General features: G+C 57.6%; 14 protein-coding genes. All 14 read right to left on the bottom strand.

The features are described 5' to 3' along the window. Positions 1-108: 108 nt before the first annotated feature. Complete coding sequence (locus JS530_RS07505) at positions 109-1,653, bottom strand: aminotransferase class I/II-fold pyridoxal phosphate-dependent enzyme (protein ID WP_240541133.1); 1,545 nt, start codon at positions 1,651-1,653, stop codon at positions 109-111. Positions 1,654-1,765: 112 nt separating this feature from the next. Continuing rightward, a complete protein-coding gene (locus tag JS530_RS07500; RefSeq protein WP_214376563.1) occupies positions 1,766-2,701 on the bottom strand; it encodes a PfkB family carbohydrate kinase in 936 nt (311 codons plus the stop codon). Continuing rightward, positions 2,698-3,762, bottom strand: a complete 1,065-nt coding sequence (locus JS530_RS07495) for an ADP-ribosylglycohydrolase family protein (protein WP_240541132.1) — start codon at positions 3,760-3,762, stop codon at positions 2,698-2,700. The genes JS530_RS07500 and JS530_RS07495 overlap by 4 nt, the downstream gene beginning before the upstream one ends. Before the next feature lie 5 nt (positions 3,763-3,767). Further along, positions 3,768-4,676 carry an HAD family hydrolase gene (locus tag JS530_RS07490; protein ID WP_214376562.1) on the bottom strand — a complete coding sequence of 303 codons (909 nt, stop codon included), beginning with the start codon at positions 4,674-4,676 and terminating at the stop codon, positions 3,768-3,770. Next, positions 4,673-5,623, bottom strand: coding sequence for an L-lactate dehydrogenase (locus JS530_RS07485; protein ID WP_214376561.1), 951 nt, complete (start codon positions 5,621-5,623; stop codon positions 4,673-4,675). The genes JS530_RS07490 and JS530_RS07485 overlap by 4 nt, the downstream gene beginning before the upstream one ends. Positions 5,624-5,738: 115 nt before the next feature. After that, a complete protein-coding gene (secG, locus tag JS530_RS07480; RefSeq protein ID WP_033890868.1) occupies positions 5,739-5,987 on the bottom strand; it encodes a preprotein translocase subunit SecG in 249 nt (82 codons plus the stop codon). A gap of 63 nt (positions 5,988-6,050) precedes the next feature. After that, positions 6,051-6,854, bottom strand: a complete 804-nt coding sequence (tpiA, locus tag JS530_RS07475) for a triose-phosphate isomerase (protein ID WP_214376560.1) — start codon at positions 6,852-6,854, stop codon at positions 6,051-6,053. 76 nt (positions 6,855-6,930) lie between these two features. After that, positions 6,931-8,136 carry a phosphoglycerate kinase gene (locus JS530_RS07470; protein ID WP_214376559.1) on the bottom strand — a complete coding sequence of 402 codons (1,206 nt, stop codon included), beginning with the start codon at positions 8,134-8,136 and terminating at the stop codon, positions 6,931-6,933. A 152-nt stretch (positions 8,137-8,288) separates the two neighbouring features. Further along, positions 8,289-9,239 (bottom strand): DNA-binding protein WhiA, encoded by a 951-nt coding sequence (whiA, locus tag JS530_RS07465; protein ID WP_214376558.1) that lies wholly within the window; start codon positions 9,237-9,239, stop codon positions 8,289-8,291. A 155-nt stretch (positions 9,240-9,394) separates the two neighbouring features. Beyond that, positions 9,395-10,360 carry an RNase adapter RapZ gene (rapZ, locus tag JS530_RS07460; protein WP_214376557.1) on the bottom strand — a complete coding sequence of 322 codons (966 nt, stop codon included), beginning with the start codon at positions 10,358-10,360 and terminating at the stop codon, positions 9,395-9,397. Continuing rightward, entirely contained in the window at positions 10,360-11,331 is a 972-nt protein-coding gene (locus JS530_RS07455) for a shikimate dehydrogenase family protein (RefSeq protein WP_214376556.1), read from the bottom strand. Before JS530_RS07455 ends, rapZ begins: the two co-directional genes overlap by 1 nt. A 108-nt stretch (positions 11,332-11,439) precedes the next feature. Continuing rightward, on the bottom strand, positions 11,440-13,776 hold the full coding sequence (gene uvrC, locus JS530_RS07450) for an excinuclease ABC subunit UvrC (protein ID WP_214376555.1): 2,337 nt from the start codon (positions 13,774-13,776) through the stop codon (positions 11,440-11,442). 130 nt (positions 13,777-13,906) lie between these two features. After that, positions 13,907-16,936 (bottom strand): excinuclease ABC subunit UvrA, encoded by a 3,030-nt coding sequence (gene uvrA, locus JS530_RS07445; RefSeq protein WP_214376641.1) that lies wholly within the window; start codon positions 16,934-16,936, stop codon positions 13,907-13,909. A gap of 209 nt (positions 16,937-17,145) precedes the next feature. Continuing rightward, entirely contained in the window at positions 17,146-18,372 is a 1,227-nt protein-coding gene (locus JS530_RS07440; protein WP_214376554.1) for an MFS transporter, read from the bottom strand. Positions 18,373-18,442 lie beyond the last annotated feature (70 nt).

Here is an 18,442-nt window from a genome sequence, read left to right as displayed (position 1 = left end):
GATGTCTTCGTAATCGGAGTCAGAGAGGCTGGCATGCAATGCGGGACCGTAGGCTTGGCCGAACGGCCTTGAGTGTGTCCAGCACTGTATGCCAGCCTCGACATCAACTTAGTTCTGCCAGTAGTAGCTGAAGAAGTTGGCGATCTTGTTGGTGGCGTCCTTCAGCACTTCGATGCGTGGCAGATATACGATTCGGAAGTGATCCGGCTCTCCCCAGTTGAAGCCGCCGCCTCGGGTGATCAGAATGCGTTCATCGTGAAGCAGGTCAAGGGCGAACTGCTCGTCATCATGAATGTTGAACTTCTTCACATCGATTTTCGGGAAGATGTAGAACGCAGCCTTGGGCTTGACCGCAGTCAAACCGGGAATGCTGTTGATGGCGTTGTAGATGTATTCGCGCTGTTCGTACAGTCGGCCGCCGGGCACAATGTAGTCGTTCACGCTTTGGTGGCCGCCGAGTGCCGTCTGCACAATGGACTGCGCCGGCACATTCGAGCAAATGCGCATGTTCGCCAGCATATTGATGCCTTCAATGTAATCCTTGGCGATGCGCTTGTTGCCGGAAAGCACCATCCAGCCCACTCGATAGCCGGCGATCATATGGGACTTCGACAATCCGGAGAACGTGACGCAGAACAAATCGGGTGCCAAAGACGCGATGGACGTGTGCTTCAGCCCATCCATAACCAGACGATCATAGATTTCATCGGAGAAGATGATGAGCTGGTGTTCGCGGGCGATATCCACAATCTGCTGGAGCACTTCCTTGGGATACAATGCACCGGTCGGATTGTTCGGATTGATCAGCACGATGGCCACGGTACGGTCGGTGATCTTCGAGCGAATATCGTCGATGTCCGGGTACCATTCCGACTGTTCGTCGCACACGTAATGCACTGCGGTGCCGCCGGCCAAGTTCACGCATGCGGTCCACAGCGGATAATCCGGGCTTGGAATCAGTACTTCATCACCATCGTCCAACAATGCGGACATGCACAGGTTGATGAGCTCGCTCACACCATTACCGGTGTAGATGTCATCAATGGTCACGTTGGGCAGATTCTTCAGCTGCGCATACTGCATGATGGCTTTGCGTGCGGAGAACAAACCCTTGGACGGCGAATAGCCTTCCGTATCGGTCAGCTGGTGAGCCATATCGTAGACGACTTCATCCGGCGTGCGGAAACCGAATGGTGCCGGATTGCCGATGTTCAATTTCAGGATGTGCGTGCCGTCAGCTTCCATGCGTGCGGCTTCGTCGACCACCGGGCCGCGTACATCGTAGAGCACGTTGTCGAGTTTGTGGGATTTGCCGAAAGCCCTGCGGCGGCCGGCTGGGATCTCCTCGATGGATTCGTTGCGCGAGGTGATGCTATTCGACTGATTCGTGGACATGATGGATGCTCCCTCGGTACTGGTTTCCGTTGCTTCACTGGTCTCTCCTTTGAGCCAGTTGGCATCAACATCCAACTCGCTGGCGAGGAACTCAAGCACATCCTCACGCGGCATGGTTTTGCCGGCAACATATTGGCTGATATGGCTTTTGCCCATCTTGACGCCACGGTGTTCCGCCGCATGCACCAAGTCGACCTGCTTCAATCCCCTGCTGTCCATGGCGTTGCGCAAACGCTGGGCGAATACCGTGACGGTCATAGTCCCTCCAAACAGAAGTTCAATTTCATGTTGAACAACGGTTCAAAGAGTACACCTAGTTCAATTCGAGTTCAATTTGCGTGTTGTAACAATGGAAACATAGCAGCCATGCTCACAGGATTGATGCCAATTCCTCGCGAGACGGGCAGGTGGCCGGCCCGCGACGCGTTACGGAGATTGCCGCGGCCACATTCGCGGTACGCACTGCATCATGCAGGGATGCGCCGCGAATAAGCTCTGCGCTCATTACACCCACATGACAGTCGCCGGCACCATTGGTGTCTACGGCATGAACGTGATGCGAGGGAATCAGTTCGGCCTGCGCACCGGGCCCCGCGCACAGCCAGGCACCGGATGCGCCAGCGCGCAAAATCACCGGAGCCTGTACCGCGCAGCTCAAGGATGCGCATGTCTTGCCGGTATCGTCAAGTGCGGAGCCGGATACGCCTAGTCTGCGGGCCAGTGCCAAGGCTTCCTCATAATTGCATGACCAGATGGGCTTGTGCGCGATGATTGCGGTGAGCAGTCGATCCTCTGCGCCCGCCGTTACCGAAGACGGGTCGAAGACTGTGGTGAATTCGTGGGATTGGTATCGCTGAAGGAACGTGTACAGGCCACGGGCCGTGGGATGCGCGAACGTGTAGCCATTGATATGCACAATGTCGGTTGGCTCAGGGGTGATGGCATCGAAACAATGCTCATCGCCTTGGGTTTCCGCGCCTCTCACCGTGACGAACGTACGTTCGGCGCGAGCATCCGTCATGGCCATGCAGATGCCGGAATCCCGGGAGAAATCGGTCAGTCCAATATGCTCGATGCCGTCTGAGGCTAGTGCTTCGCGAATCTGCGTGGCCCATGGTCCGCTGCCAATGATGCCACCGTGCGCGGCAGCGACTCCCATCTGCCGAACCGCGTGCAGAATATTGAAACTTGAACCCACGCGAGCCACGGCTTCGTCGGCAAAGGCATCGCCGCCCGGTTCGGGTACGCGATCGATGCGCATGGTCAGATCGACCAGCATCTGTCCGAGGGAAATGACTTTGCTCATTGCCTGACGCTCCTGGAGATGGCAAGCAGATCCTTGGCTACCTGCTGCAAATCAATATGGTTGACGTCCTGCACTGTGTGCACCATATCCGCGGGGAATCCTTCAACGCCATGGACTGCACCCAGCATGGCACCGACCATGGCACCAATGGTGTCGGTGTCGCCGCCGATGTTCGCGGCCACGCACAACGCATCATAAGGACGCTCGGCATACCGGGCGGCGATGGCGAACGCGGCAGGCACGGACTCGTTGGCTTCCACACTGGTACCTACGAGCGCACGCAGCTGGTCGCCGAACATGTCATGATCGTAGATATCGCCTGCCTGGGATCCATTATGCTCACGAGCCCAGTTGATGGCCCAACGTGTGCGGGCAATGACCGACGCCTTGGGCGACCAATGTCCTACCGCCATGCCTTCAAAACGGTTCATGGCAAGATATGCGGTCACATAGTTCAACGCCAGCATCATGGCTTCACTGGCTTCGGCGCCCTCCAGACCATAGCTCACGGTTGCTGCGATGAGCATGGTGGATTCGATGCCTTGCGTGGTGTTGTGCGTCACTATGGAGGATTGACGTGCGATATCCGCCAGATGGGTGTCTGGTCGGTTCGCAATGCCGATAGGGCAGGCGCGCATGGCTCCGCCATTGGTGGTGCCATGGATACCGGTGAGGTTGACGTCCACCCCGGCTTTGAACAGTTCCAATGCCGACTTGGTGGAGGGTCCGAGCAGATCGAGCGAACCTTTGGCCTTCATATCATCTTCCCAGTTGAGCAATGACTGCGCATACTGGTGAATGTCCAGTTCGCCAGCCCCTGCAATCAGCTGGTTTGCCAGAACAAGTGCCTGTTCGGTGTCGTCGGTGATTGACCCGGCCTGCATATTCGGTGCGATGGGCTGCTTCGGTGACGCATCCGCGAATGATTGAATCGGCTTCACGCCGTACTCGGCTCGAATCTGATCCGGTGACATGCTTTGCGTAGGCATGCCGAGCGCGTCACCGATAGCCAACCCAACCAACGCGCCGTATGCGCGTTCCTCCACCATAGTGTTGTTCATGATTCCTACTGTAGCCTTGCCTCAATCCATTGGGCCACGCCGTCCTCATTGTTCGCCGCGCAGACCTCATCCGCCATGTCAAGGACCTTTGGATTTGCGTTGGCCACGGCCACTCCCCTGCCTGCGGCATGCATCATATCGATATCGATAAGATCGTCGCCGAACGCGACCGTCTGCGCCAGTGGCACTCCCAGACGTTCGCACACAATGGTCATCGCATGTTGCTTATTGGCTTGGGGATTCATCAGCATCCACATCACGCCTTCGGAAATCGACACGGCGAAATCGTCCGGAATGAGTGATGCCAAAGCCTCCCATTGATTCTTTCTCGGAAAGATTGTTATCTTATCAGCGATCCCTTTGGGCACGGTGATGGGATGCTCGGCATCCGGTTCCATGTTGATGATGTCATGCTGTTCGGGCGCACCTGTGCCGACTTGGAAATTCGTGTATTGGAATGACTGGGTTTTCCAATACTGGCGGACATCGAAATTCGTGTAACGAACATCGTTCATGACAATGCCGAGCTGCAAATCAGGCATGTGCGCCAGAAGATCCCGGCATACTGCACAGGCTCGTTCAGAGGGGAATCCGATTTTGACGAGACTGGCATCCTCATCGGGATTGTCGGCGGTCAACGTGGTGAAATCGGAATGCGCCGGATCGAAGTCGATCAGTGCGCCGTTGAGATAGATCACGGCGTCCGCCGGCAGCATCTGCGCGAATCGCAGCCCGGTGCTTACCGGTCTGGCGGTGGCGATGGCGAACCGGTAGCCGGCGTCATGCGCGCGTTGGATGACATCGATGCTGTGCTGGGTGATGTTTCGATCTTCAAAAACCGCTGCATCATGCAGCAGTGTGCCATCAAGGTCGGCTACCAGCAGTGTGGGATTGTCGGCAATCGTATTGGTCACAGCAGTCCTTTGCAATGCTCACGTACCAGTTCAGCGGAATGGTGCAGTTTTGCGAGCTCCTCATCGTTGAGCTCAAGTTCCACGATTTCATTGGCGCCATTGGCACGCAGCTCAGTGGGCACGCCAAGGAACACGTCGTGTTCGCAGTACTCGCCATCCAGCAGTGTGGAGACGGGCACAATGCGGCGTTCATCCCACAGTACCGTCTGCACAATGCCGGCCACAGTGGAGGCGATGCCATAGTTGGTGCCGTGCTTGGCGGCTACGATCTCATTGCCGCGCGTACGGGTCTTCTCTTCGATTTCCGCAGTGGATACAGAAGAGAATCGATCCTGATTGTCGGCGAGGAATCGGCTGAATGGCTTGCCGCCGAGCGACACCGTGGACCATGCGGTGAACTGGGAATTGCCATGCTCACCCATCACAAAACCGCCCACGTTGCGCGGATCCAATCCGGTTTCCTCACCGATGATGGTCTTCAGACGAGAGGTGTCCAGTGCGGTGCCGGTGCCCAGCACCTGGGTGCGCGGCAGGCCGGAGCGCTTCCACGCGTACCAGGCCATCACATCGACCGGATTGGACACCATGATGATGACGCCGTTAAATCCGGAAGCCATGACCTGATCCACCACATCGCCGACCAAGCCTACAGTAAAGCCAAGTTCGGCCATACGCGTGGAATTCGCCGGCGGCTTGCGGCCCACGGTGATGACCACGATGTCGGCATCCTTGCAATCCGAGTAATCACCGGCATGCACTTTGACGTGACGGTCCTGGAATTCGCTGCCATCATCAAGGTCATGCGCTTCAGCAATGGCTTTTTCGGCAAAATGATCGATCAGTACCAGCTCGTTGCACAGGCCGTGGGTCACGATGGCATACGCTGCGGTGGAGCCGACCTGACCGGTGCCGACGATGACGACTTTATTGCGATTCATGGTAACCATAGGTGTAATCCTCCTGCTGCACTGCGCGTGAACGCTGTGCGATACTACCGATTGAAATGCATACGACCCATGACCGAATCAACGGTCATGGGTCGTATGCCACATATACAAGTAATCAGCCGAGATTGAACTTGGTCATCATGTCGAGACCGATGATCAGGGCAACCCAAATCAGGGCGATGATAACGGTCCAACGGTTCAGGTTCTTCTCTGCAACACCGGAGGTGCCGGCATTCTGGGTGAGACCGCCACCGAACATATCGGAAAGGCCGCCACCCTTACCCTTATGCATAAGGATGAGCAGGGTCAGCAAGCAGCTGAGCACGACGACAATAACTTCGAGCGTGATCTTAAGAGCGGTCACAGGGTACCTCCGAGTCCAATTAACTGATGAATAGCATAGCGCATCTGTTGGAAAACAGTAGCATTAGACCCGCGAATTTGTGGTTTTCAATGCCAAACGAGCGATTTTCGACAGTTCTTCGGCGTTCAGTGAAGCGCCGCCAATCAGGAATCCGTCAACATCCGGCTGGGAAATGAGTTCGGCGGCGTTCTTTGAAGTAACCGAACCGCCGTATAGGATGCGGACGCTATCGGCCACCTGTTGGTTGAACGTGGCGCGCAGATCATTGCGAATGGCGTTGGCGGCTTCCTGCGCAGTCTGCGGCGTGGCCACCATGCCGGTGCCGATGGCCCAGACAGGCTCATAGGCCACAATGAGCTTACTGGCCTGTTCGGTGTCCAGATCGCGGGTCACATCATGGACCTGACCGACTGCGAAATCGAGTTCGATGCCTTGGCGACGTTCCTCAAAGCTTTCGCCCACGCAGAGAATCGGCTGCATGCCGGCTGCAAGCACCGCGCGCACCTGATCGACGATGTTCGCATCATCTTCAGGATGATATTTGCGACGTTCGGAATGACCGACGATCACATACTTGCATCCGAGGCTGGCGATCATATCCGCGGAAACATCGCCGGTGAACGCGCCTTGCGTGGTGACGGATACGGATTGGGCGCCATAGTTGATGTGCATCCTATCGGCTTCCACCAGCACCTGCACGCTTCTCAGCGACGTGAAGGAGGGGAACAGGGCGACCTCGCAGCGCTTGAAGTCGAAATGCGCGTCTCGCAGCAGCCAGACCAGCTTCTGCACAAAATAGGTGGCCTCCAGATGATTGAAGTTCATCTTCCAATTGCCGGCCACTAATGGAATGCGCTTTGACGCCATGCTCATCCTTTCTTCCCCTTCAACATAATAGGCTCCCCTTGGATGAAGGGGAGCCTATATGAACCACTTGAGGCTACTACTCCAGAACCTTCAGGCCCGGCAGCTCCTTGCCCTCAAGGAATTCGAGGGAAGCGCCGCCACCGGTGGAGATGTGGGAGAAGCCGTCCTCCGGGAAGCCGAGGTTACGCATGGCGGAAGCGGAGTCACCGCCACCGACGATGGTGAACGCACCGGCTGCGGTGGCGTCGACGAGACCCTGGGCCACGGCCTTGGTGCCAGCGGCGAACTCCGGAATCTCGAACACGCCCATCGGGCCGTTCCACACCACGGTCTTGGAGTCCACGATCTTGTCGTGGAACAGCTTCTGGGATTCCGGACCGATGTCCAGACCCATCTTGTCGGCCGGGATGGCGTCGGCGGCCACAACCTCCGGGGCAACCGGGGTGTCACCAGCCGGGAAGCCGGGGTTCACGACGATATCGGTCGGCAGTACGAGCTCGACGCCGTTCTTCTCGGCGGTCTCGATGTAGCCCTTGACCTTGTCGAGCTGGTCCTCTTCGAGCAGGGAGGTGCCGACCTCGTAGCCCTTGGCCTTGAGGAAGGTGAACACCATGCCGCCGCCGATGACCAGACGGTTGGCCTTGTCGAGCAGGTTCTCGATCACACCGAGCTTGTCGGAGACCTTGGAACCGCCGAGCACCACGGTGAACGGACGCTCCGGGTTCTCGGTGGCCTTGGACAGTGCCTTGACTTCCTTCTCGACCAGCAGGCCTGCGGCAGCCGGCAGATCGGCAGCCACATCGTAGTCGGAACCCTGAGCACGGTGCACAACACCGAAGCCGTCGGAAACGAAGACCTCGCCGAGGGCGGCGATCTTCTTGGCGTACGGAGCGCGCACGGCCGGATCCTTGCTGGTCTCCTCCGGGTTGAAACGAACGTTCTCGAGCAGCACAACGTCGCCGTCGTTCATGGCAGCGACCTTGGCCTGAGCGTCCTCACCGTAGGTGTCCTTGGCCAGCGGCACGGTAATGCCGAGCAGCTCACCGAGGCGGGCGGCAACCGGAGCCAGGCTCAGCTCAGGAACGACCTTGCCCTTCGGGCGGCCGAGGTGAGCCATCAGAATGACCTTTGCGCCTTCTTCGCGCAGAGCCTTGATGGTCGGCAGGGCGGCCTTGATACGACCGTCATCGGTGATCGTGGTGCCGTCCAGCGGGACGTTGAAATCAGCACGCATCAGAACGCGCTTGCCCTTGAGATCTCCAAGATCCTTGAGTGTCTTCATGAATATCCTTTCCTTGACGTTCAACGCCAAAGTGGCCAGTTTTGCCAATTTGCATATTACAGGCATTGAAGAACAAAACACCGCATTGCCCCACAAGGCGAATGCGGTGTTGCGATTTCGTTATAACCCGACGGAATGCCGGGATGCGACGATTATTTTGCTTCTGCTGCGCGCTGCTTCTCGACCTTCTCGGCGAGCTGGAGCAGACGACGAATACGGCCGGCAATGGCATCCTTGGTGATCTGCGGTTCCGCGATCTTACCAAGCTCTTCCAAGCTCTTATCCACATGATCGATACGCAGCTGACCGGCCTGACGCAGGTTCTCCGGAATGTTGTCGCCCAACACCTCGAATGCGTGCTGCACCTTTTCGCTGGCCTCGGCCGCCGCCTTGGCACTGCGACGCATGTTCGCATCATCGAAGTTGGCCAGACGATTCGCCTTGCCGCGGGTCTCTCCGTCGGAACGCTTGCCGGTCCATTCGCGAGCAGAACGGGACGCTCCCATCAGCTTGAGCATACGTTCGATTGCATCGGGGTCCTTGAGCGTTACGCGCTCGGAGCTGCGCAGCGTGCGATGCTTGGCCTGAATGCCGAGACGGCGAGCCACTCCGCACAATGCCATGGCCGCTTCCTCGGACGGACATGCAATCTCCAGGAAGCTTGCCTTGCCCGGTTCAGACAGGAAACCACGGGCCATGAACGCACCGCGCCATGCGGCCTTGATCTGGGCGATCGAACCGTTGACCACTTCGGCCGGCAGACCATGCACCTGCTGCTTGCGGCGGTCGACCAAACCGGTCTGCAATGCAAGCGCCACAACATTGCGGGTCACCAGCACCACATAGGTCTCCACCGGTCCGTTCGGCGTCTGACGGGTCAGATGCTTGATTTCGGCTTCATGGCCGAAAACGTTCCTCAACGTGTTGCGAAGCCATTCGGCTGCGTCAAGCGACGTGTATACGGATTGAATCACGTATGAGTTCTGTACGGGGCGCAATCCGCCGCCGAAACGAATCATGGCCGCCGCTTGGGCCTTGATCGCGGCTGGCGAGTCACCCTCAAAAGCTGCCAACTCGCTTTTGACATCGTCCAGAAGAGCCAAGATCCAACCTCCTACAGTCTCGTTCTTCCCAATGCTTCAGCCGCTTCGTGCCGTCGCACGCCGGAAGCCATCGGCTTACTGTGATACCTAATCTCGTGGACAAGCGAACCCGTTCGATGGGGTTTTCGGGCTCTACTTTCTCGCAGTGTGGTCACTCAGGATGAGTGATGTTTATGCTGTTCGCGTGCGGACACGGTGACTTTCAGCCCGTGGGCGCGTAATCTGCGGGCCAATTCCTCACTCATCGCCACCGATCGGTGCTGACCGCCGGTGCATCCTATGGCGATGGTCACGAAGTGCTTGTCTTCGCGAGCGTACCCTTCGAGCGCGGTTTCGATGGCCTTCTCATATGCGTCCAGGAACTCTGTGGCACCTTTGCTGGAAAGCACGTAATCGGCAACCGGTTTGTCGTGTCCGGTGAGTTCGCGCAGGCTGGGCACCCAGAATGGGTTCGGCAGGAAGCGCACGTCGGCCACGAAATCGGCATCGATGGGAGTGCCGTATTTGAATCCGAAGCTGAAGATATGCACGGCCACGGTGGTGGGTCCCGAACCAAGCATCGTCTCATACAATTTGGTGGACAGCTGATGGATGCTGAGCGCACTGGTGTCAATGACCCAGTCGGCGCGCTCCTTGAGATGGCTCAACAAATGACGTTCTTCGAGAATGCCATCGATGAGACGGTTGCCGTGCTGCAGCGGGTGTGGGCGGCGTACGGATTCGTATCGTTTGATCAACACGTCATTGCTGGCATCGAGGAAGAGGATTCGCGTTTTGACGCCGAGATCATCCAAATGACTGAGTACGGCTGCCAGATCGTCGAAGTAGCTACGCGAACGTACATCGATGACCGCGGCGAGCTTATGGATGCCACCGTCGGAACCTGAAGTGGTCATCATATCCACGAGCGGTACGAGCAGTTTGGGCGGCAGGTTATCGACCACATACCAGCCCATATCTTCCACGGTGCCGGCGGCACGGGAACGGCCTGCACCGGACATGCCGGTAATCAGCAGGACTTCGAATCCTTCCGCCGGGCTCGGAGTATTCGCCGCAGCAGTGCTGGCCGAATGCTCGGTCTGCTGTTGGTTTACGGTGGAATGAGGTGTCTCAATATCCATCACAAGGCCTCCTCAAGCGCATGACGCATGGCTATCTCCAATTGGTCGTCTTCGGTGGTGGTGTCCTGCAGTCGATTGTCGGCGTCGCTCGGCGGATCGTTATCCCATATGCCGGTCATGAGCAGCACTTGAATCAGTGCCTGATAGAGCAGCATCTCCTCACCGCCAATCGCGTTGCCGTTGTTGGCGCGCCATGCTTCGATGAGCTTGGAGGGGCGGGGATCATAGACCACGTCCAGCAATAGCCCATTGAGAGAGCCGGGATGAGCAGCGGTAAGCGCATCCGCAATGCCATCGGCAGCGTGACCTGGAATCGTATTGATCACGTACGTGGCGTTTTGTGCGGCATCAATCAGCGATGACGTATCAGCCAAATCGATTTCACGATACGGTGCCTGCGATGTGATATATCGTTCCGCAAGCGGCTGAAGCGCGGTGTTTTTGCCAATATGGCGAGCCGCCACAGTCACATGGCCGATTTCCGGCATCATGCAGCAGGCAGCCAGAGCGGATGTGGCGGTGTTGCCGTTGCCGATGATCAGCGCGTTGCCGGCATGGTCGGGCTTGTGATGCTCGCCGAGTTCCCTATTGGCATGATCAAACGCCAGTTGGATGCCAATCACATCCGTGTTGTACAACTTGATGGCGGGTTTGCCGTGCGGCCAAGCCGGATCATCAGTGATTTGCGACCAGTCGAAGATGGCGGTATTGGCCACCTTCAGTTCTTTGGCCCATAGATTCGTGGGCACACCGTAGGGCTGGATCGTTTTCTTCAATGGCATGGTGAGACTCAGTCCCGCCCATGCGGGGTCGAGGGATTTGAGGAACGAGTCGAGATCGTCTTCACCAACCTCATGCTTGTCGTAGAACCAATCATCCAAACCCAATGCCTGATATGCGGCGTTATGGAGTACCGGCGAAAGCGAATGTGCAATCGGCTTGCCAAGTACCGCGCAACGGTGGTTGATCATAACCCCTCCTTCAACTTCTTCCCATGCTAACCGAAGTTATGGGCAGATCCGGTTACGGTATGAGAAAAACCGTCCACCTCAGCAGGCTCGCAACATTCAGATTACCGTTCAATCCTGTGCCGATTCGTCGGACTGATCGACATGCAACGCTTTTACCAATGCCTCCGCCTTGGCTTTGCCGATGCCGTTGACCTTCATGAAATCATCCACGCTGGCTTCGCGCATGGCTTTGACGGAACCAAAATGATTGAGTAGTTTCTTCTGGTAGCTTTCGCCGATTCCGGGAATATCATCCAATGCGCTGCGCAATGCGCCTTTTCTGCGCTGCTGGCGGTGGTAGGTGATGGCGAAACGGTGGGATTCATCACGTACGCGTTGCAGCAGATACATGCCTTCGGACTGACGTTTCAAAATGATCGGATAATCATCGTCCGGCACCCAAACCTCTTCCAGTCGCTTGGCGAGCCCGCATACGGCCACATCATCGACGCCACAATCCGCCAGGGCTTTGGCGGCTGCCATCACCTGCGGCTTGCCGCCATCGACCACCACAAGGTTCGGCTTATAGGCAAAATGATGGCGATCAGTGTTCTGCTGTACGGTCTCCTCGGCTTGCGCAATACTGTTCGGTCCCGTAGCAGTACCGGTTCCAGTGGAAGTTGATGCGTTGGCTGCTGCGACTCGCTGTTCGGCGTCCATGCTTTCGCCTGAGTCGCCGGCAATGTTGCCGTGCTTGAACCGTCGGGTCAGGGTTTCGTGCAATGCCGATAGATCATCGAGCGCGCCTTTGCCGTCCTTGCCGCGAATGGCGAAGCGGCGATACTCGGATTTCTTGGCTATCGCATCCTCGAACACCACCATCGAAGCCACCTGGAAAGCACCGCCGACGGTGTTGGAGATGTCGTAGCATTCAATGCGCAGCGGCGCCTCGGGTAGGAACAATGCTTTGGCGACATCGTTCATGGCCTGTGTGCGGGCACCCATATCCGAGATTCGGCTGAGCTTACTGCGTTGCAGTGCTTGGTTCGCGTTCTCGTTGGCTCGATCCATGAGCTGCTTTTTGTCGCCGCGCGAGGCCACGCGAATGCCGACCGCTCCCCCGCGCAGGCTGGTCAGCCATTCCTCCAGTTCTGTTCGTCGGCTTGGCTCGACCGGCACGATGATTTCGCGTGGCACTGGTGCGATAGGTGCCAGGAGATCAGCGCGACCAGTGACTTCCTGACGCGTATTCCGTTCGCGGGTCGCTTTTGCGCGTGCGACGGCATCGGTGGCGGTGATGGTTTGCGTGGATCCGATGGCTTCACGTTGCTCCTGGATGGATGCCGCGCCCTCGTGAGTCTGCTTGGTTGGTGTAGCGCTCCCGGCCGCATCCGAATACACCTGTACGATGAGGTCGGCCATCAGATCGCCGTCGCTGATGTCTTCGACGCGTTCCACACTCCAGTTGCGTTCGCCACGAATCGCTCCTGCACGCACATAGAACGCATGCACGGAGGCTTCCAACTCATCACTGGCGAAACCGAATACATCCGCATCGACATCCTGATCGAACACGACTGCATTCTGCTGTACCACGGTTTCCAGCATCTGAATCTGGTCGCGCAGACGTGCCGCCTTTTCGAATTCAAGTTCGGCGCTGGCCTCTTTCATCTCTCGGGTCAATTGGGCGATGTATGAGCGACCGAGACGTCCGGTCATCACGCCGACTAATTGTTCGGCAAGTTTACGATGCTCGACGGGAGTGATTCGTCCGATGCATGGCGCCGAGCATTTACCGATGGATGCGAAGAGGCACGGGCGACCCGTCAATTCAGCCTTATGAAACACGTTGGGCGTGCAGGTGCGTACCGGGAATGTGCGCAAGAGCCTATCCAAGCTGTGCCGCAGTTCCCATACTTTGGCATACGGTCCGAAATACCGTGTATCGCGACGTTTGCGCGAACGAGTGACCCAGACTCGCGGAATTCGCTCACCCGTACTGACAGCCAGATATGGGTAGGTTTTATCGTCACGGAACTGCACATTGAATCGTGGATCGAATTCCTTGATCCACGTGTATTCCAGCGTCAATGATTCCAATTCTGTACCGACCACGGTCCATTCGAGACTGCGAGCGGTGAGCACCATGGTTTGCGTGCGCGGATGCAGCAGGTACAACGGCTGGAAATAATTGGTCAGTCGATTGCGCAGGTTCTTGGCTTTGCCCACGTAGATGACCCGGCCTTCACCGTCACGCCACTTGTAGACGCCTGGTTTGGCTGGAATATCCGAGGTTTTCGGACGGAACAGGTCGCGTGTATCCCCGAGTAGTGGCGCACCGTTCACATTGACGTTCGCCGCTCCCCCGTTTCCGGGCGCTGCATCATTGTTCGCATGTTCAGACATTAGCGCCGAAGCGGTTTTGCGCCACTCATCCGGACTATGCCGTTCAATATCGTTCGTCATAATCCTGCTCCTCTTTGCCGAGCTTTATTGATTGGAACGAATCGGGAGGGGAAAATATGCGTTGTAAGACCGTAGGCTTGGCCGAACGGCCGTGAGTGTGTCGCACAACGCATATCTTCCCCTCCTCAGGTCACAACATTGGCTTGAGGAACTTGCCGGTCCAGGAATCCGCGCATTCGGCCACCTGCTCAGGCGTACCCTGCGTGACGATGGTACCGCCGCCGTCGCCGCCCTCGGGTCCCAGATCGATCAGCCAATCCGCTTCCTTGATCACATCGAGATTATGTTCGATGACGATCACCGTATTGCCTTTATCGACCAAGGATTGCAGTACCTTGAGCAGTTTGTTGACGTCTTCGAAGTGCAGACCGGTGGTCGGCTCGTCCAAGATATATACGGTCTTGCCGTCCGAACGGCGTTGCAGTTCGGTGGCGAGCTTCACGCGCTGCGATTCACCGCCGGAGAGCGTCGGGGCAGGCTGGCCCAAACGGATGTAGCCGAGACCCACGTCCACCAGCGTCTTCAGGTAGCGGGAAATACCGGTGTATGCCTTGAAGAAGTCGGCGGCTTCCTCGATGGGCATGTCGAGAATGTCGGACACGGTTTTGCCGTTGTATTTCACTTCAAGGGTTTCACGGTTGTAGCGTTTGCCGTGGCAGGTTTCGCATTCCACATACACGTCCGGCAGGAAGTTCATTTCGATCTTCAGCGTGCCGTCGCCGTGGCAGGCTTCGCATCGACCGCTTTTGACGTTGAAGCTGAATCGGCCCGGCCCATAGCCGCGCACTTGGGCTTCCGGCGTCTTGGCGAAAAGCGTACGGATTTTATCCCACACGCCGGTGTATGTGGCCGGGTTGGAGCGCGGCGTGCGGCCGATCGGGTTCTGATCCACATGAATCACCTTGCGCACCTGATCGACGCCTTCGACGCGCGTATGTTTGCCAGGTACGATGCGTGCGCCATTGAGTTTGTCGGCAAGCACCGGGTACAAGATCGTGTTCACCAAGGAGGATTTACCAGAGCCGGAGACGCCTGTGACTACCGTGAGGACACCAAGCGGGAAGCTTACGTTGATGTTCTTCAGGTTGTTCTCACGTGCACCAACCACCTTAAGCATCTTGGTCTTGTTGACCTTGCGCCGATGGGTTGGAACGGCGATTTCTCGGCGATGTGCGATGTAATCGCCGGTGATGGAACGCTTTGCTTCAATCAGATGCTTTGCTGGGCCGGAGTAGATGACTTCGCCGCCATGTTCGCCGGCACCGGGGCCGATATCCACCAGCCAGTCGGCCTGACGAATCGTATCCTCGTCATGTTCGACCACGATGAGCGTATTGCCGAGGTCACGCAGATGGTGCAGGGTCTCGATCAGACGCTCGTTGTCGCGCTGGTGCAAGCCGATGGACGGCTCATCGAGCACGTACATGACGCCGACCAGACCGGAACCGATTTGCGTGGCCAACCGGATACGCTGCGCTTCGCCGCCGGAGAGTGTGGCAGCGGCGCGTGAGAGCGTCAGATAATCAAGGCCGACATCATTGAGGAATCCAAGACGTGCCTTGATTTCCTTGAGCACTTCCCCGGCGATGAGCTGTGCCGAACCTTCGAGTTTCAGGCCGTTGACCCATGCGAGTTCGCGGACCACCGGCATATCGCAGACATCGAAAATGGATTTGCCTTTCACGGTGACCGCCAGCACTTCCGGCTTCAGACGGCGCCCATGGCATACCTGGCAGGGCACTTCGCGCATATAGGATTCGTAGTATTCGCGCATGGACTGCGAGTCGGTTTCGTCGTGGCGGCGCATCAGCGTACGCACCACGCCTTCGAAACCGGTGGAGTATTCGCGCAGACGACCCCAACGATTGCGGTAGGAGACGTCCACCTTGAAGTCGTGGCCGTAGAGGATGTCATGCTGCACATCCTCCGGCAGGTCCTTCCACGGGGTTTTCATCGAGAAGCCCATCTCGCGTGCCAAGCCTTCGAGCACGTGGCCGTAATACTGGGAGGTCATCTTCGTATTGCTCCACGGTTCGATGACGCCTTCGGCCAGCGACTTCTCCGGATCGGAAATCACAAGTTCCGGATCGATTTCCAGCTTGAAACCGAGACCGGTGCAAGCCGGGCATGCGCCGTAGGGGGCGTTGAAGGAGAAGGTGCGCGGCTCGATTTCATCGAGCTCCAGGGTGTGGCCGTTCGGGCAGCTGCGATGCTCGGAGAATGGTCGACGGCGGGCCGGAGAGCCTTCCTCCTCGTCCACGAGGTCGATGACGATGCTGCCGTTGGCGAGTTTCAGGGCGGTTTCCACCGAATCGGTCAAGCGCTGGCGAATACCGTCCTTGATCACCAGACGATCCACTACCACTTCGATGGTGTGCTTTTTCTGCTTGGCGAGCTTAATGTCTTCCGAAAGCTGCTTCATTTCTCCGTCGATCAGCGCGCGGGCGTAACCGTCGGAGCGCAGCAGCTCGAGCATGTCCACGAACTCGCCTTTACGGCCTTTGACCACCGGGGCAAGAATCTGGAAGCGCGTACGTTCCGGGTAATCCAGCAGCGTATCCACAATCTGCTGCGGGGTTTGCGAGGCCACCGGCTCACCGCATTCCGGGCAGTGCGGCACACCGGTACGCGCGAACAGCAGTCGCAGGTAATCATAGATTTCAGTAATCGTACCCACAGTGGACCGCGGATTACGGTTCGTGGTTTTCTGATCGATGGAGACGGCCGGGCTCAAGCCTTCGATGAAATCCACATCGGGCTTATCCATTTGTCCTAGGAACTGGCGCGCATAGGCAGACAGGGATTCCACATATCGGCGCTGGCCTTCGGCGAACAGGGTGTCGAACGCCAGCGAGGATTTGCCGGAACCAGACAAGCCGGTGAACACCACCATACGGTTGCGTGGAATCGCCAAATTCACGTTCTTCAGATTGTGCTCACGCGCGCCCTGGATCGTGATTTTCAGATCGTTGGGGATATGGGAGATATCCGCCACCAAAGAACCATCATGTTCGATCAGCGGCGCTTTCTTAATCTCGCGGCTCAGGAAGGAATCGCTGGTCATAACCTTCTCAACGATGACCTCACCATTCTTGCCCTTGCCGGCCTTCGCTCCCCCAGTCGTGCGCTTTGTGCCAGTCTGCGTTGCCGCCACCGCAATCCCGCCTTCCCTGTCAAGTACGTTCACATGCGAGCGTTGAACGCTGCGCTCGCACATTGCAATCTGCCCCAAGAATACCCGAACACCCGACTACAGTCGAACGCATGTTCGATGGCGTGTTCAAAGCCAGATGCGTACCAAGCGTATGAAAAAGGCCTCGGATAATGTATCCAAGGCCTTGGTAAATCATCAGCAATTACGCGTAGCGCTTACTCAAGCGCAACACCCTTCTTCTCGGGAATGAAGAACATCGTGATGAACGCGATGATGTAGATGGATGCGATGGTGGCCAGTGCGAAACCGAAGCCGTGACCGGTGGCGATGGCCGCAATGACGACCGGACCGAGGCCGCCGCCGATGAATCGGCCGGTGTTGTACAGCGCAGTTTGTGCAGTGGCGCGCAGCTCGGTCGGGAACAGTTCGGAGATCAGCGCGCCGTAGCCGCCGATCATACCGTTAGCGAACATGCCCATGAAGAAGCCACCAACCAACAGCGCGGTCGGATCCTTGAGCTGGCTGTAGATCACCACCATGACGGCGGCGCCGATCTGGAAGATCCAGAATGCCGGGCGACGGCCAAGATGATCGGCAAGGAAGCCAAACACGGAGATGCCGAGCATCATGCCGAGCACAGTGACGGCGGTCCAAATGCCCGTGGAGGTCAGGGACAGGTTCAATTCGGTGTTGAGGTAGCTCGGCAACCAGGTCATAATGCCGAAGTAGCCGCAGTTCTGCACGGTGCACAGGATGATGATGGCGATGGAGAAGCGCACACGCTCCGGCGTGGAGAACAGCTGACGAATCGAGCCATGCTCCTTGGCAGTCTGGCGGTGCTTCAGATACAGCGGCGGTTCAGGCACGAACACACGGATGAAGATGGCCACAATGGCCGGCACGATGCCGATGGCGAACAAGCCACGCCAACCGAAGGCGGTCAGGATCGGGGCGCTCAGGAGTGAAGCCAGCAGCACACCAACCTGGAAACCGAGGCCCACGCCGGAAGTGGCCTTGGCACGGTTGGCCGGGCTGGAGGCTTCGGCTGCGATGGCCATGCCGATGCCGAATTCAGCGCCGATACCCACGCCGGCGAGGAAGCGGAACAGTGCCATCAGGAAGAAGTTCGGCGCGAACGCGGAGAACAGTGTGAACACACCGAAGAAAATCACCGAATAGGTCAGTACGCGAATACGGCCGTACTTATCTGCCAGACGTCCGAACACCAGACTGCCCAGGAATGCGCCGGCCAGCGTAATGGTAGTCAGCGTGCTTGCCGTGGTCTTGTCGATGTTGAAGCTGGCCATGATGCCGGACATCGCGAAGCCCAGAATCATCAGATCAAGGCCGTCGAGCGCATGCCCGACCGCCGAGGAGAATACTGCCAGACCGGCGTAATGTTTCATGCCGCTGGCTTTATCCACCGTTTCCTTATCTGCCATGAACATGGCTATCCCTCCGCTCTTCTCGTTACGGTTCGGCGGAAGATTGTAATAGGTAAGGTGAACAGAT

The organism is Bifidobacterium colobi (assembly GCF_018555455.1).
GTDB classification, from domain to species: Bacteria; Actinomycetota; Actinomycetes; order Actinomycetales; family Bifidobacteriaceae; genus Bifidobacterium; species Bifidobacterium colobi.
The sequence above is the reverse complement of the archived record's forward strand: the minus strand, read 5'-3'. Positions and strand labels throughout refer to the sequence as shown.